The organism is Tunturiibacter lichenicola, assembly GCF_051013355.1.
Classification (GTDB): Bacteria; Acidobacteriota; Terriglobia; order Terriglobales; family Acidobacteriaceae; genus Edaphobacter; species Edaphobacter lichenicola_F.
Map to the genome: position 1 here is coordinate 5,000,983 of NZ_CP132944.1, position 14,431 is coordinate 5,015,413.

Genomic DNA, 14,431 nt, shown 5'->3' on the forward strand with positions numbered 1-14,431 from the left:
GCATTGAAGTCAGCCACTGAGCGATATGGCCCTTGTGGCCGCGAGTTTGTCCAACGACTTGAAGCCGATTTTCAAAGAGCATGAAACATGAAGATGGAATGCAACTAGCGAATCCGGTGCGATCTTTTCTATAGCCCGTCCGTGTTTCTCTCGGGTTGCGCCATTAGTATCATTGGCGTGCCGCACGATCTGTCGTTGGTCGCGCAATCGCGGGAGGTTTCCATGACGGCTCTGCACGATACCATCACATCGCTTGCTTGCAATGTGTCCCAGCAGACCGCTCGTGCCATGAGGAATAGGCTGCACTGAGCCGTCTATTCAACACAGCGGTTAATCGTATCCCCTCTTGTTGCTGAGCACTCAATGATATCGAGGCAATTCATCCGGGGGAAGTTGCCTCACCTCCTCAGTTGACGGAACGAACCTGTTGTCGCCGCGTCCGCCAGTCTTTCGCCAGTGGTCGAACAGAGTATGCATGGCAGCTCGCTCGAGGGAAATTGCAGGTTCGGTCACCTCAGACAAAAAGATATCTGACATAAACTCTGTGGTATCGAGGTCCCTCGAAGAGAAACCACCTGAGTGAGGCTGCCCATCCATATCCCTCTTCCTTCGAATGGCTTGAGGGTCAAATATTAAACCCGCCACAGTAGTGTGGGGAAGCGAGTGCTTGGTATAGCCTTAGGTCGATGCGTTGTAAAACTGCATAGGAACGCAGAGAGTGGCCAGTCAACGTCCATCGTCGCTCTCCCCATATTTCGTGCCGGTTTGAATCCAATACGTGGGCGATGGCTGCCATCTGTTCTTTTTTCGTGATGTCGCAGCGTACTTTGATATAGAAGTGCCTTTCATCTTTGGCACACCCAAAGAAATCCACCGCCGCTGGCGCACGACCTTCAAACTCCTGTAAGGCCCGTTGATAGAAATCAGCTAGACCTAGATGTTCCAACCGGAACGCGCTGGAGGAAATTGACTCCAACGTCACAATGGGATGCCTCATAATGAGGTTCAATCCCTGTTTTACATAGTCGAAGTCTTCTTCGCGCGAATAGATAGGACTATCATGTCCAAGCACGCGGCAGAACGCTGTGAGCTCAACCATCCTAGCCCCTGCTGACAAGCAGGCGAAGAATGGCCCGCGAAACATCTCTTGAAACTTCCAGCCAAGCAGATTGTCGCCGAGCAAACTAAGTTCTTTGAAGTACCGACTCATCCATCGCCGGACTTCGCCCGGGACCGCGAGCCCCTTAACTTGTGGACGTCCAGGCTGCGCCCGCTTTACAAACCATCCGATCTCTAATGAATGACGCATAGAACACCTCGCAACGAAACTTTTTCCGGAACTCCTCCGACCGAGGAGGTGAAGGCTCTAAATATAGGATGCCAGCACGAGGCCACGCTCGGTAGCAGCCGTGGATCCGGGAATCCAGATGGTGAAGAGTGTTGATTGTTCTTGAGTTGGGTTGCTTACGTTGTATAACAGCGACGGTAGAAAGTAGTTCAAATATGGCAACGGCTGATTAGCGCCTGCGAGATTGGCGAACGCGGTGCGGTCAATTAGGGCACCAGTCCGCACCGCCGCTTGAATTACAGACGATAAAAAGCTGGTCGTCTGTAATTTCTTCCTGATTTCGCACCTCTAATTAAATAACTGATAACGCCGGCTTCCTATGTGGGCGCCAATCACAAAGTCGTCATCTATGAGCCACAGATTGCACGAATTACTACGCCAACAGCTCCTGATCGATCTCGGCGAAAGCAGCGTCATCGAAGCGCTACCGAAATCGATTAATCTGAAGAGAAAACCAAACAGACTACCTAAGTCGACGCACCTCCTCAGCGGCGAAGACATGGACGCGCGCCTGCGTAGTATCCGCCGCTATATTACGCCGAGGGAACTCGCTGCTCTGCTCCACTGGCACCCCGAAACCGTGTACCGCAGGATCAAGTCCGGCATGCCCGCCCATCGTGATGTAGATGCGCATGGGTGTGGCAGACGGCTCAAGATTTACCCACCTGAGATCGCGGACTGGCTGCGTAGTTGCCAGGAAGCGCTAGAGCGTCTGAACCAGCTACCGTAGAGTTTGCCAGCGGGCAATCGAGGAAGTTCGGAGGTTGGAAAAGTTGTGAGGTTGCCAAAGTGATGCAGAACTCGTCTGACGCGGTCAGCAACATTAATCCTCAAGGCCGAAAGAACAGGGGCTTCAAGGACCTCCTTGCGTGGCAACGGGCGATGCAGATGGTACTGGCCGTTTACGAGCTAACGGCGCAATTTCCGATTGCGGAGCGATTCGGTTTATCGGGGCAAATGAGACGAGCCGCCATCTCGGTTCCGAGCAACATCGCTGAGGGATATGGGCGTGTTACCACCGGTGAGTTCAAACAGTTCCTTGGACATGCGCGTGGATCAAACGCTGAGGTGGAGACGCAGTTGCTGATCGCGAAAAAGCTTCACTTCGGTTCAGACCAAACCATCGATGACGCAGAACGGTTGTGTTTCGAAGTGAGCCGGTTGCTGACCGGACTGATGCGCTCGCTGAAGACGTAAGACCGTAGTCACTGCTGCACTTATTTCTGGTACGACCTGAAGCGGTTCGTAAGCCTCCAGCTAAACAGAGTAGGGACCGAATATAAGCGTCCAGTTTCACCCGGTCAGCCGGCTTAAGGGAGTCCGAATTTTGAACGGCAACTTAACGATGGGACGCGCTGCCCGTCAGGCGCAGCGTTGAAGCAAGAACCCTGTTCCCTGGTTCCCTTGGTCCCTATGTCCCTAAAAGGAGGTGGTCGCGGTTTCGGACGGATTCCGCGGATTTGGGCAAGAAGCTCCTTGTGGCGCTGATGATGGAGGGAAAATTCAGCGGAGAAGGTTTGGACGGCTTCGAGGAAGACGACGACATGATGTCCTCCATGGTCCGCGAACTGCTCGAAGAAGGCGGCGTAGGCGAATCCGCCGATGCCATCTGGGCCAGTCTTCCGGCACAGCGAGCGAGGATGTTCAGTTTCGATGACAGCACCGCGCATCGCATCGAAGCAAACGACACCGATCTCGGCATCGGGCAGGCCTTCGAGGTCCGCCGTTCAGCGATGCCGTGGGAAAGCGTGCACAAGGTAGCGGAGCCGGAGCCTGGACTTTGGTCGCACAAGACGGCCCCGGTGCCAGTCTTCACCTGGAGCGCAGAATCCGAGAGCTGCCGCAAATCTTACCCACTTAGAACCCGGCGCCGTCATCTCGAATGCAAGCATTCGGGACAGCTTTCATTCTTCGAGATGCCAACCGCGCTGTAGCGGCCTGCTCCGCAACGTTGCGTAGGCGGATAGGCCAGTCCGCAGGCAGGCGGTTTCGTCCCGAATCCAGCGTCCGACAGTTTGAGAGATTTCCAAACTAACAAGTCCCAGCGTCGCCAGCCACGTCGAGGAGCACTGCGAGTGCCCTCCGGCGAGCCTCAACCAGAAACAGAACTCGTTCTTCATGAACAACCTTAGGAGAATCACATGAGTGCTTGCACCCTTTTCCCCCTCCTCTTCGAAGCAGCCGTCCCTGACACGCTTGTCGAATTGATGGCTCGAGTCGAGGACCAACTGACGCCGAAGATCGGTGCCGGCTCGACCGCCGCCTACTGGGAGCGCAACAGCCTGCGAACGATCTGCAGGCATCTGGCGACCATGTTTGGGACCTCGGTCGACAGAGTCCACATCGAGCAGATTGCAGAACTGACCAGAGAGGACTATATCCGTGGCCTCGGCTGCACCTCAAGTCGAGCGACCCACCTTGTCTGCGCCCAGAAAAAGCTGTTGCAGTATGCGGCCTCGTACGGCTGGACGTGCGAGGCCTATCGCCGAACGCGGGCCTGGGAACCCATCCGTGATGCTCTTCGCGCGGGCAACGGCAGCTTCGGGTGTCTGGGCATAGTGGAATTCGCGCACCAACATAAACATTGGCCTGAGACCTTCTCAGACACAGTTGTCGAAGAGTGGAAGCTCTGGAAAAAAGAGAAGGGCCAATCTCTTTACACCGTCGATCAGGAGGAGACTATGTTCCGAAGCAAGTTGCGCAACGCGCGTCTTGAGGCGCTCTTGCCGCGTTTCGACCTCAAGGCCAGAAAGCCCACCTCGTACCAACTTCGTCTGGATCGGATGACGGATGAGTTACGGAATCAAATCGTCGGCATCGTTCATTGGAGGGAAAAGGAATGTAACGTCGATCTTCGAATACGAGCGTCTTCGGCGCGCAACTTGATGGCAACGTTGCTAGCGTTCTGCGGTTACTGCACCTACGTTTTAGGCATATGCGGAATTACAAGTCTACGACAGGTACTTACGCGGGAAATCATCAGAAGCTTTGCTACGTGGCTTCACGACGTGCGTGGGTGCCGCTGGTATACGGTCTACTTGACGCTCGACCGCTTATACCACCTGACTCAGCTTGGGCATCCGCTATTCGCGGGAAGCGACGAGGAATACGCGTGGTTTCGGACGCTCCTGAAGCGGCTTCCCCGCGAGTCCAAAGACAAACTTCGCATGCGCAAGATCGCCCGAAGCGTTACATATAAAGTGTTTTCGCAGATAGCGTGTGAGATCGGCAAGGTGCTGCAGGCGAATAAGCACCTCAATCCGATCCAGCGCGCGAGGTTATATCGCGATTACTTTTTCTGCAGGGCGATCGCGGTTCATCCGTGGCGAAGACGCAACTGGAACGAATGCCGCATCGATCCAAAATCCCGCCCAAACCTCGAGTACAGAACCATACCGTTGCGTGTCCAGCGAAACGGCAAGCTGCCCCTTTGGGTCAAGCGAGCTCTGCAGGAAGATCCGGCACGGGAGTTCTGGATGTGTCATTACGTAGAACTCGAAACCAAAGCAAAAAAAGAGATTTGGGAACCACTCGACCCGAAGATTGTCAAAATTTTCCTCGAATACCGGGACGTGCACCGTGGCGTCATCCTGGGCGGCCGTTCCGATCCTGGCACTCTGCTGATCAACAATGCCGGCAAACCGATGACGAATAGTCAACTGACGGCACGCCTCGGGGTACTTAGCCGCCAGTACATTGGAAAGCGGTTAAGCCTCCACATCATTCGGGACATCGTCGCCGAGCATGCTTTGGTGTGTGGCTGCAAGCTGGAAACCGTGCAGCATACGCTGTGGCACAAAAACCCATCTTCCACGCCAAAGTATTTGTCCGGGCTCAATGCCTCTCACGCAAGCATCGTGCTGGAGAGACATTTTGCGCGGCGAATGCGGTCGTAGCGCACCGACAATTCTCCGTACCGCACCTCGTCAAGGGGTGTTGGTACGGAGAAGAAAGAGAACCTATGGAACGAAGTAGCATTACCTTGAAAGAGCTGCTTGATTTGATCCGCCGGGATCTGTCGAGCGATCCAAAACTCAGCGCGAAGAATCTCGGACGGAGAATGTTGAGGCTGTCCCAGACCGCCCATCAGCTGGCGGAATCTGCCGGGAAGATACCTGAGACAGCAGGGATCAGACTTCTTGTCGACGGCGAGACGGAATTCCTTAAGCATTTACACGAGAAAAAGTTAGGCACAACCGCGTCATCTCTACATGTAGGACGAGGGAATATGCTCCTTCGCTATGCCCAGAGATTTGGGCTCTTGCAGGCAGAAACGATAAACAGCGATTGGGACTCTGTAGTGGATGCAGCCGGCTACGAGCGATGCGTTGTGCGTTCGATCGTTACGTACGCAAAAATGCAGAGCCTGAGTCCCGCGGAGTTTACCCAGACCCACTTAGACCGATGGAGGACGCAAAGAGTTCAGCAAGAAGGCATCGGAATAACCGCTTTAGACCAGGCAGAAAAAGCGTTCCGGCGAGCCCTGAGGAAAGGCAATCTTCAGAAACTCTTTCCCAAATTCAACGCAGCCAAACGTACTCAGCCTGCCTTCAGCCTATTCATGGGAAATATGAAGCAGCCGCTGAAGGCGGATGTCCGCAGCATCGTCGAGTGGGCGAGAGCCGAAGCAGCGAAAGGAAGCTTACGAATCGGCGAAAGTATCCGAATTCAGCTAGAAGCGCTTTGCGGATACGCCGTGAATATCCTCCACATAGAGGATCTCGGCAACGTCGATCCGTTGCTTACTGAAGCGTTCCTGACCGCATATGTTCATTGGCTTTACGCGGTCAGGCGACGTTCACGGGCGTCGATCCGTCCGCTGGTTTCAGGACTCCACACAATTCTCTTGCACCATCCTAGGTTTGCAGAACAGAACGTCACATGGTGGCCGAACCTGCTTGGGCATATCGACAGAGAACCAAACAGTGTGACTGAGGACCGCAGAGAGGAGCGGGCGCTTCCTTACGAAAAACTCTTGGCTGCTCTCAAGCGGATGCGTCGTACGCGCCTGTCTGCGAAAACCCTTTCACCCAAGCCCCTCGCCTGGATGGTGCACGACGAACTTTTAATGATGTTCGCTGTGCTGCACGTTTGGCATCCGGGACTCATTCGCTCCTGCCGAGTCAATGACCCAGCGACCAATGTGTTCAAAAGGGAGGTACGAATCGATCGTCCTGGTCTTAAATTGACACCCGCAGCCGAACGGGCGCTCAAGCACGAGCCTGGTGCGGATCTGTGGCAGTTCGACTTCGAGCCCGAATGGGGTGTGGGTGCATTCGGAATAGTCATCGACCCCGTGGCGCCCTTGTTGGATGAGTATATGGGAGAGCATCGAAAGGTACTCGTCGGGGATGCAGAAGATCCCGGGACGCTCTTTTTCTGCCGTCGCGGAGGACCACTCTGTAAACACACACTCAACTATTTGATCGGACGACTCACTCATATGTTCGCGGGCAGGCGAGTAACGGCTGACACCATGCGCATCAGCTTTACCGATTACTGGCTCATCGAACACCAAGGGGATTACGTCACACTCGCAAACATCTTGATGATCTCTCTGGATTCAGTGCAGCAGCGGTTCAATCCGGATTACCAGCCGTCTTTCAATCAAGGGCGGTCGAAGCGCTTGAGGGACTAGCTTCGCCCTTGCTGCTCACAGTCGGGGCGAAATGGGCCTTGCTACCTCCATCAGTCTTCCCTTGATCAACCAGTAAATGATCCAAACCTGAGCGGCCACATGTTCCATGTGTGTGCCGCTCTCAACTATTCAGGGGAGGCAGAAAATGGCCCGCAAGACTGGCCACTTGAGAGAAACGAACTTTCGGACTCACGAGAACTTAAAACAAGTTAAACAGCTTCAGGCCGCCCAGAAAGGAAGATGCTTTTATTGTCGGCGGTGGATTTCCTTTCGCGTGCACTCGCTGGATCCGCACGCTGCCACGATCGATCACTTTTTCCCATTGACCCTTGGCGGACGGGACAACATCAGCAATGTGGTCCTAGCCTGTGCCGCATGCAACCAGAAGAAGGGAGAGGCTCCTCCGAACCTGCAGGACATCCTCAGCTGGAATGAATTGGCCAAGGTATGGCCGCACATCCATCTGCTTTCGCTCGATCGGCATGTCCGTGCCAAGAAGCGGTGCATCGTATGTAATGCCTTTATCCAATGGGAACGTCTTCTGGAATCGATGCGAGCTAAGGTCGAGACGCACACATGCTCGAAACAATGCGCGAAAAGGAATCGAAGATCCAAGCATCGGCAGCGGCGGCTCGCACAACTGATGCAAGCGGCTGAAGCAAATCCTGAAATGTCAGACCGCGAACCGTCACTCCCGCTCTCTCGGGACGGATTCATATCCGAGACTGAGTGAGAATTCTTCGGCACACGGTTTGGTATCGCCAATGATGTACACCTTTTGGCTACGTCCTTAAACCACATACTCCCCTCCCAGCCCGCCGCCCGCGTGGGCTCTCTAGATCTCTCAACAGACAGACATCGCACAGATCAGTGAACTTGCTGCCTTTGTCGGGTAGCGGTTGAGGCTGACCATTTAACCCAAGGAGAAGAATGAAAACCCCACCAGATTTTTTCCTAGAATACGGAAAGCGCGTGCCTGCGCCGCCCGCATCCTCCTCATTCAACCAAACGCGGTGTTCCGCGGACCTACCCATCGAGGTACTCCAGGCGAGCCGCCTGTGGCGCCTGTTCCCGGTTTGGACACAGAGCAGGCTTGCGTCTGGGATGATGCGAATCGAAGACGCGACCGCCGACCGGGCTCAGTTGGAGCAATGGGCGTGCGAGCACCCAGGCTGCAATTGGGGCCTGGCAACCGGGGCAGCATCCGGAGTCTTCGTTCTGGAGGTAGATACTAGACGTGCCGGCAGCGCGTTGCGTATTCTTTGCGACGACGTTTGGGATTGGCAACAGACGCTCCAGATGAGTGCTGGAGACGCAGGGTACGCATTCTTTCGCTGGCCGGCGGGCCGAGCGATGCGCCGCTCCGGTAAGAACCCAGCACCGGGGATAAGAATTCACGGGGAAGGCGATTATGTGCTGATCCCACCCTCGGCCTGCTCCTCCGGAGTTTCTAACGTTTACCTGGATCCGGATGCGGCGATTGCGGCCGCGCCGCAGTGGCTTCTCGATTCTGTGTTTGCAGGCTCGGCGGAACAACCATCAGGCAGGATCTTGGCTTTTCCGAAATTCCCGTTGCAGAAGGTCTCAACGACGACTCGGCCGCCAGGATTGTCCCTTGGCAAACTTCTCCCATTCGTCGCCCATGCTTCTTTTCTGCCAGACCCGCATGCTCGACACCGTGTTTATATGTCCTTTCAGTTTTGCAGCAATCGCTGGTGGTGCCAGTTTCTGGACGATGACTTTCAGACTCTACTGCCTCGGATGGTGAACCTGGCAACAACTGAGGAGCTGGTAGCGCTTGTGGACCGGGGGAGCGGCTTGTCGAACCTTCAGAGCCGACAGGCGCTTGATCTGGCGATCGCAACCGGACGGGGCGGCATCTTTCTCTCCCTGACCGCAGACCAATACAAGCAATTACAGAAGCATCGCAGATCGGCAAGTGCAAGCTCCAATGCCGAACTCAGTGCGTTTTCCCTCCCTACCGGTTTGCAGAACGCTGCGCGGACGTTTGAATGAGGGTGTGGGCGGTCCGGCAAGCCCATCGAGTTGTGTGGCGAGTCTGCGAGTCGGATCGCGCCCTAGACCACGCGTTGGTGCTAGGCATCTTGTCCGACCTGTCCACCGATGCGCCAGCGCCCGCGATCCTTGTCTACAAGCACGGCGCGGGTTATTTTGCTCCGATCGAGTGGCTGCCAAACACAGAGCGGACACCCAGCGTGGACACCGTCAGCAGTTCGCCTTGTGAGTAGCTGTCGCACCACTATCGCCCTCCCATGCGGGAGGGCGCTCCGTTTGAGTCGTCGGTGAAACTGGCTATGAACGTGGCGGTCAGAGTTACATGCAATGGCTTTCCGACGAGTGGAGTCCGTTGGCCAAGGTAAAAGGCAAGCTACGCGTCTTAGACTTGAAAGGCGAAGACGCGGCTGTAGATGTCGTGCGCGAGTTCGACCGATTCCTCCACTGCATCACTGATGGGAATGACGCGCACGTTGACCTGTTTCTCACGTGCTAGGCGCAGCCCCGCGATGATGCAGGCTCCGAAGTAGATCAGGTTTCGGTTCGGGCGGGGCAGGTGGGAGTCAGGGTCAAACATGAAAACAGGGTAGGCAAATATAAGGCGAAAGTCGCTGTGGAAAGTGAAATCAGTTTCGATGACGCCATCAGTAGTGAGCTAAGACGATCAACACCACGCATATAGCGGCGACGACACGACGACGGAAGGGGTGGAGGTCTAAGCTGTCTTCGCTTCCTGAATTGTCCTCTGGCTTCCCAGGGTAGAAACAGATCGTGAAGCTGTGGCCGAGAGCGACGTCTTCGTGATTGATGTACTGCCCGGAGTATTCGTGGCCGTTTGCGTAATAAGTGAACGTGACGGCGTAACGGGCCATGACTGGCACTTCCAGATTCGCCGTTCGCCCGGTGTAGAGGCGCGGGCCGCGGCTAATAAGCTCGCACGACGAAACCCTTGCTGTTGTCTCGATCCAAGGCTGGTCTGCCACTGTTGCTCCACTGACAGCCGAATTCTACAATGGACGTTTACTGGCCACGTAGCCCGAGGTCAAGAAGGGAATCGGGCTGGTGAAGGCTCCGACCAAGGTGGCATCGAAGCGGAAGACGGCTTAATTGGCTGAATTTAAAAAAAGGCACGCATCACGAAGACATCGGAGGATGAACATCCACCGTTGGTGGAGAAGTTTTGAGATATGGAAGACCTAAAACCGGATCGCGGGTATTTTGTTGGAATTGTAGGAGTCGTAGGCGCTTTTTTGGTGCCTGTATTACAAGCAAATGGAGTTGATGTTAACTGGCAGACCTCAATTGGTTTGTATACACTCTTCATCGCGCTGACCGTGTGGGCACTTCTTCGGTATGCAATTCCCAACTTCAAAAAAATTCCCAAACTCGTAATAACTGTGACAATCGCACTGGTAATGTTTTGGTTGGCGACCTACGCCACTAAGAAGCAATTCTCACGTGAACACCCTCCTACTGTCGTTATCTCTTGGAACGAGCCTCCTGCGATCGACTTCGGTACACCGCTTTCGGCCAAACAGCTGGATGCTGTCGCAATGGCGGAGGGGAAAGAAGTAGAAGGCAATTTCATTTACAACCCAACCTTTGGCTCAACGTTGCCTGTGGGAGCCGATACTCTCGCAGTTACCTTTACACCAAAAGATGTGTCTCTTGGTGCTCAAACGAAAACTGTAACCATTCGAATAAATCCGCTACCGCCGAAGCAAGGGCCTGCCTCCACGCCCGACACGGCTTCACCTTCTCGTCCACCGAAAGGCTCTAAGCCTGTTGAGCCACCTTCCGTTTCTATGCGGTTCTTTTCTCAGGCAGGAGAACCGAGATTCGTGATTATGAACAGCGGGGACGAATCCGCGCTTAGACCGAAATGGACTTTCGGTTTATCTGACTATACGAACGAATACTACCCGCACTACAAAAGCGATCCCGATTCATCTGAACCTTTGCCAATACCTACAAAGGAACAAGATGACTATGTTAAGCCCCATTCCGCCTTGGGCAACTTCGAGGTCTTAAATGATCTGACCCTCGCACAGGTGAGAGATAAAGATCAGCTATTTGGTGTTGCGGTCATCACCTGTATGAATTGCCCCGGAGAAAGTAAAGTTTGGTTCTACTGGCAGGTCGGTTCCGGTGGGTGGTACGCGCCATTATCGCCGATCAGAGGGGTCGCGAAATTCTTCAAACAGCCCAACCTATCTCCGACACAGATTGATGAATTGATAACTAAACTTGTACCTGTGCAATCGCGGATTCCGATTAACGAGGGGACACCGCCACCTCTAGGCATTATGCGACCTTAATTCCAACTGAGCTGTGATAGGCGCGCTTCGCGGTAGTGTCATGCCAACGTCCTCCGCGCAACGATATGATACCCATTCCATTCAGGTCCGCAGCGATCCGCCTCCAGGTCAACCCAGCATCGCTCTTCTTCTTTATCGTCTCGATCACTTCATGCGGAGGCTTGTTCTGGCTTCGTGCGGCCCTCGCCTTTGATAGGGATGCCTTCCAGCGAGGATTGCCGAGCTTCGTGCCTCGTGCCTTGGCTGCGCCGAGGGCGGCTTTGGTGCGTTCGGAGATGGCCTCGCGCTCATGCTCTGCGACGGCAGCGAGGATGTGAATGGTGAGCTTGTTCGCATAGGGCATATCGACTGCCTGAAACTCGACGCCGCTTTCCATCAGGTTCGCAACGAAGGCGACGTTACGGGCCAGACGGTCAAGTTTGGCTATGACCAAGACCGCGCCATGCTTTCGAGCGTGTTCTAGGGCTGCCGCAAGCTAGGGTCTGTTGGCGTGGCCTTGCCGCTCTCTACCTCTTGAAATTCGGCTAGAAGGCTGCCAGACCCTATGAACCTACCCACGGCGGCCTTCTGCGCTTCTAGGCCCAGCCCAGACTCACCCTTACGCTCTGTAGAGACCCTATAATAGGCCACAAACTGCTTCTTTTTCGACATTTTGAGCACCCCTGCGCGCTTTTGTAACGGTGGTTTCAATCAAGCGCAAGGCACTTGCTTTGGTGCAAATTGAAATCAAAGATGGGATGCTGACACATGCGCGTTTCCGACAAGCTGTTGAAGTCCGTTGCCTTCGTAAGTCGAGATGAGGAGAACTTCGACTACAGGGGCAGTGCGTTTGTTGTGTCTGTCCCCTTCGATGAGAAATCAGCGGCTCTTCATCTCGTCACGGCAAAGCATGTGGCTCTGGCTCTCCGCAATGGCGAGGCGGCTCTCGTGATGAACGCGAAGGACGGCAAGCCACGATGGATGAAGAATGGCATGACTGAGTGGTTTTACCATCCGACCGATCCAAGCGTCGATGTCGCCGTGATGCCGATGGCAACTCCTCGCGTAGTGGACTATGACTATCAAGACATCCCGGTAGACCTGTTCGTGACCCCCGAGCGATTGGTGAAATACAACATCGGGATAGGCGACGAAACTGTCAATGTGGGGATGTTCAAACCCTTTCTCGGCGCCACCCGTTTCACCCCGTTGGTGAGAACTGGAACGCTAGCGATGATGCCTGACGGTCGAGTACCGCATCCTGTGTACGGCAGCATCGAAGCCTACCTTGTTGAAGGTCGCTCCGTTGGCGGTCAAAGTGGGTCGCCCGTGTTCGTGCGAGACACCTTTTTCGTGCGTCTTCAAGCACCAGAAGGTGAACCAGTACAAATGTCAGCGTTGGGTGGGTTTCATTTGTTGGGTCTCATGCATGGCCATTGGAAAAGTCCGTCAGATGGAACGGAGGCCACAAGCAATGATTCGAACATGGGAATTTCGCTCGTCGTTCCAGCTCAGAAAATCCTCGAAGTTTTGTTCTCACCTGAACTAACGGCAGAGCGTGAAAAGGCGTTCAAGCGCGGATTCATACCGCCGTGCTGATGACCAGCATTGCATGTAAGTGCTACGAGGTCGTCGTCCTCTCCTCAAGGTTCGCAGAGATCATGGTGGGCTGGTCTAACTCTGGCCTCGCCTGGACGAGCGAAATATGAAGCTCAGGAATAGATCCCATCGACTCTCCGCCCAAGCTCATCGGGTCGAACCCACCGCCTCGTGACGATGCAGGCTCTGTTGCCGCGAGAATGACATTCAAATCCGCAACTGCCCCCTTACAGCTCTGCGGATCGTACTCAGGGCCATCACAGCGGCCCAGGTGGCGTTGCGTCCAAGGCCGACTGCGGCAGAAGCGTCGCATCGGTGCATCTGCTTCTCCATCGCCTTCGGCATGATGCGGAAGACGCGGCTGTAGATGTCGTGAGCAAGTTCGACCGACTCCGCAACGGCGTCACTGATCGAACCACACGCACGTTGACCTGTTTCTCACGCGCTAGGCGCAGCCCCGCGAAGATGCAGGCGCCGAAGCAGATCAAGTTTCGATTCGGGCGAGGAACGTGGGCGTCGGGATCGAACATGAAAATAGAGTAGGCACACACAAGGCGAAAGTCACCGTGGAAGGCGAGAATCTTTGGTAATAGGAGCCGCACAGACTGAAACCTATTTCTTGATGAATTGAAACGGAAACTCGTAGACAGTTCCACCGACAGGTATCGTCAGATGAACTAGATCAGCGTGTTTCTCACGCTCAAAATATACAAAGCCCCGAACGGTCTGCTTTGTGGCGACAGTGTTTGCGCGTAACGAGGTCTGCATAAGGTTGGATTGGAGAGATGCGACCGCCGCGTTTCGTTCCCTGATTCGCTCATTTGCTCTAGCTTGAGCAGCATAGTCTGGGCTAGAAGTTGTCGATGCGCTGTTGCCGGTGTAAGTTCCGCTTCCGTTGTAGGTGCCGTTTGTATACGTCCCATCAGAACTTGTGGTGTTGACGGTTCCAGAATTGTTGATGGTTCCCGATGACGAGGTTTGCGTCGTTGTTTGCTGCCGCGCCATTGCGCCGCCCATGCCGTTGAGGGCGTTTGCCCATGCTGCTCGGTGACCTAAAGACTTAGCGATCTGTTCAGGAGATACTTCTGGGAGAGCTTTTTCCTTGGGCGTGATGACCTCCAATCGCATGTCAGCTGGAAGTACATCCACCGCCACCGGGCTGTTATTCGAGACGCTGACATCTGCCCTCATGTAGCGTTCGCCCATACCCAGCGAAACGATAATCACCACGTCATCGGTCGTGAGAATTTTGAACTTCTGACCGTTGATGAATTGGTGAGTACAACTCGCGCTGTCGTCACAGATAACCACTTTGGGTTGGACCACGCTGTTGCTCTGGGCTGAGGCGATAGACGCACACAAAACGGTCTCGCATAATACAACGACAAGGCAGGAAAATTTCATAAAAGCTCCGCAAGAGAAGGATTGGCCGAATCGGACAATCGTACCACCAGATCCTCTAGGTATCGTGAGCCTAATGGACGCGCTGCGCAAAAGCATTCGGAGTGATGAGCACAGGTCGGCAAAGCTACG

General features: G+C 54.6%; 15 protein-coding genes. 9 read left to right on the forward strand and 6 right to left on the reverse strand.

Annotation, left to right across the window (positions count from 1 at the left end):
- Nucleotides 1-625: 625 nt before the first annotated feature.
- Complete coding sequence (locus tag RBB82_RS20980) at nt 626-1,210, reverse strand: hypothetical protein (protein WP_433972682.1); 585 nt, start codon at nt 1,208-1,210, stop codon at nt 626-628.
- A gap of 499 nt (nt 1,211-1,709) precedes the next feature.
- On the opposite strand from RBB82_RS20980, the gene RBB82_RS20985 reads away from it, so the two are divergent.
- The 7 genes from RBB82_RS20985 (at nt 1,710) to RBB82_RS21015 (ending at nt 9,002) form a co-directional block, all read left to right on the forward strand.
- A complete protein-coding gene (locus RBB82_RS20985) occupies nt 1,710-2,078 on the forward strand; it encodes a helix-turn-helix domain-containing protein (protein WP_433972683.1) in 369 nt (122 codons plus the stop codon).
- A 62-nt stretch (nt 2,079-2,140) separates the two neighbouring features.
- Nucleotides 2,141-2,545 carry a four helix bundle protein gene (locus RBB82_RS20990; RefSeq protein WP_433972684.1) on the forward strand — a complete coding sequence of 135 codons (405 nt, stop codon included), beginning with the start codon at nt 2,141-2,143 and terminating at the stop codon, nt 2,543-2,545.
- Nucleotides 2,546-2,808: 263 nt separating this feature from the next.
- Nucleotides 2,809-3,282: a hypothetical protein gene (locus tag RBB82_RS20995; RefSeq protein ID WP_433972685.1), complete on the forward strand. Its 474-nt coding sequence runs from the start codon at nt 2,809-2,811 to the stop codon at nt 3,280-3,282.
- Nucleotides 3,283-3,489: 207 nt separating this feature from the next.
- Entirely contained in the window at nt 3,490-5,244 is a 1,755-nt protein-coding gene (locus RBB82_RS21000; RefSeq protein ID WP_433972686.1) for a tyrosine-type recombinase/integrase, read from the forward strand.
- Between the two features lie 86 nt (nt 5,245-5,330).
- On the forward strand, nt 5,331-6,986 hold the full coding sequence (locus RBB82_RS21005; RefSeq protein WP_433972687.1) for a hypothetical protein: 1,656 nt from the start codon (nt 5,331-5,333) through the stop codon (nt 6,984-6,986).
- Between the two features lie 145 nt (nt 6,987-7,131).
- Entirely contained in the window at nt 7,132-7,719 is a 588-nt protein-coding gene (locus RBB82_RS21010) for an HNH endonuclease (RefSeq protein ID WP_433972688.1), read from the forward strand.
- 197 nt (nt 7,720-7,916) lie between these two features.
- Nucleotides 7,917-9,002, forward strand: coding sequence for a bifunctional DNA primase/polymerase (locus RBB82_RS21015; RefSeq protein ID WP_433972689.1), 1,086 nt, complete (start codon nt 7,917-7,919; stop codon nt 9,000-9,002).
- 382 nt (nt 9,003-9,384) lie between these two features.
- Here RBB82_RS21015 and RBB82_RS21020 read toward each other — a convergent pair whose 3' ends face one another.
- Together RBB82_RS21020 and RBB82_RS21025 are read right to left on the reverse strand one after the other, a co-directional pair.
- Nucleotides 9,385-9,579, reverse strand: coding sequence for a hypothetical protein (locus RBB82_RS21020; protein ID WP_433972690.1), 195 nt, complete (start codon nt 9,577-9,579; stop codon nt 9,385-9,387).
- Nucleotides 9,580-9,646: 67 nt separating this feature from the next.
- Nucleotides 9,647-9,985 (reverse strand): hypothetical protein, encoded by a 339-nt coding sequence (locus RBB82_RS21025; protein WP_433972691.1) that lies wholly within the window; start codon nt 9,983-9,985, stop codon nt 9,647-9,649.
- Nucleotides 9,986-10,189: 204 nt separating this feature from the next.
- On the opposite strand from RBB82_RS21025, the gene RBB82_RS21030 reads away from it, so the two are divergent.
- On the forward strand, nt 10,190-11,320 hold the full coding sequence (locus tag RBB82_RS21030) for a hypothetical protein (RefSeq protein WP_433972692.1): 1,131 nt from the start codon (nt 10,190-10,192) through the stop codon (nt 11,318-11,320).
- On the opposite strand, the gene RBB82_RS21035 is transcribed toward RBB82_RS21030, so the two are convergent.
- On the reverse strand, nt 11,307-11,753 hold the full coding sequence (locus RBB82_RS21035; protein WP_433972693.1) for a recombinase family protein: 447 nt from the start codon (nt 11,751-11,753) through the stop codon (nt 11,307-11,309). The two genes, RBB82_RS21030 and RBB82_RS21035, sit on opposite strands and share 14 nt — an antisense overlap.
- A 314-nt stretch (nt 11,754-12,067) precedes the next feature.
- Here RBB82_RS21035 and RBB82_RS21040 point away from each other — a divergent pair, with 314 nt between their 5' ends.
- A complete protein-coding gene (locus RBB82_RS21040; protein WP_433972694.1) occupies nt 12,068-12,898 on the forward strand; it encodes a hypothetical protein in 831 nt (276 codons plus the stop codon).
- A 22-nt stretch (nt 12,899-12,920) separates the two neighbouring features.
- Here RBB82_RS21040 and RBB82_RS21045 read toward each other — a convergent pair whose 3' ends face one another.
- Nucleotides 12,921-13,211, reverse strand: coding sequence for a hypothetical protein (locus tag RBB82_RS21045; protein WP_433972695.1), 291 nt, complete (start codon nt 13,209-13,211; stop codon nt 12,921-12,923).
- 299 nt (nt 13,212-13,510) lie between these two features.
- A complete protein-coding gene (locus RBB82_RS21050; RefSeq protein WP_433972697.1) occupies nt 13,511-14,224 on the reverse strand; it encodes a hypothetical protein in 714 nt (237 codons plus the stop codon).
- Between the last annotated feature and the right edge of the window lie 207 nt (nt 14,225-14,431).

What these genes read in the sequence shown, in the direction of transcription:
- RBB82_RS20980 (WP_433972682.1), bottom strand. Translation starts at nt 1,210, where the DNA reads ATGAGTCGGTACTTCAAAGAACTTAGTTTGCTCGGCGACAATCTGCTT.
- RBB82_RS20990 (WP_433972684.1), top strand. Translation starts at nt 2,141, where the DNA reads ATGCAGAACTCGTCTGACGCGGTCAGCAACATTAATCCTCAAGGCCGA.
- RBB82_RS21000 (WP_433972686.1), top strand. Translation starts at nt 3,490, where the DNA reads ATGAGTGCTTGCACCCTTTTCCCCCTCCTCTTCGAAGCAGCCGTCCCT.
- RBB82_RS21010 (WP_433972688.1), top strand. Translation starts at nt 7,132, where the DNA reads ATGGCCCGCAAGACTGGCCACTTGAGAGAAACGAACTTTCGGACTCAC.
- RBB82_RS21015 (WP_433972689.1), top strand. Translation starts at nt 7,917, where the DNA reads ATGAAAACCCCACCAGATTTTTTCCTAGAATACGGAAAGCGCGTGCCT.
- RBB82_RS21020 (WP_433972690.1), bottom strand. Translation starts at nt 9,579, where the DNA reads ATGTTTGACCCTGACTCCCACCTGCCCCGCCCGAACCGAAACCTGATC.
- RBB82_RS21030 (WP_433972692.1), top strand. Translation starts at nt 10,190, where the DNA reads ATGGAAGACCTAAAACCGGATCGCGGGTATTTTGTTGGAATTGTAGGA.
- RBB82_RS21040 (WP_433972694.1), top strand. Translation starts at nt 12,068, where the DNA reads ATGCGCGTTTCCGACAAGCTGTTGAAGTCCGTTGCCTTCGTAAGTCGA.
- RBB82_RS21045 (WP_433972695.1), bottom strand. Translation starts at nt 13,211, where the DNA reads ATGCGACGCTTCTGCCGCAGTCGGCCTTGGACGCAACGCCACCTGGGC.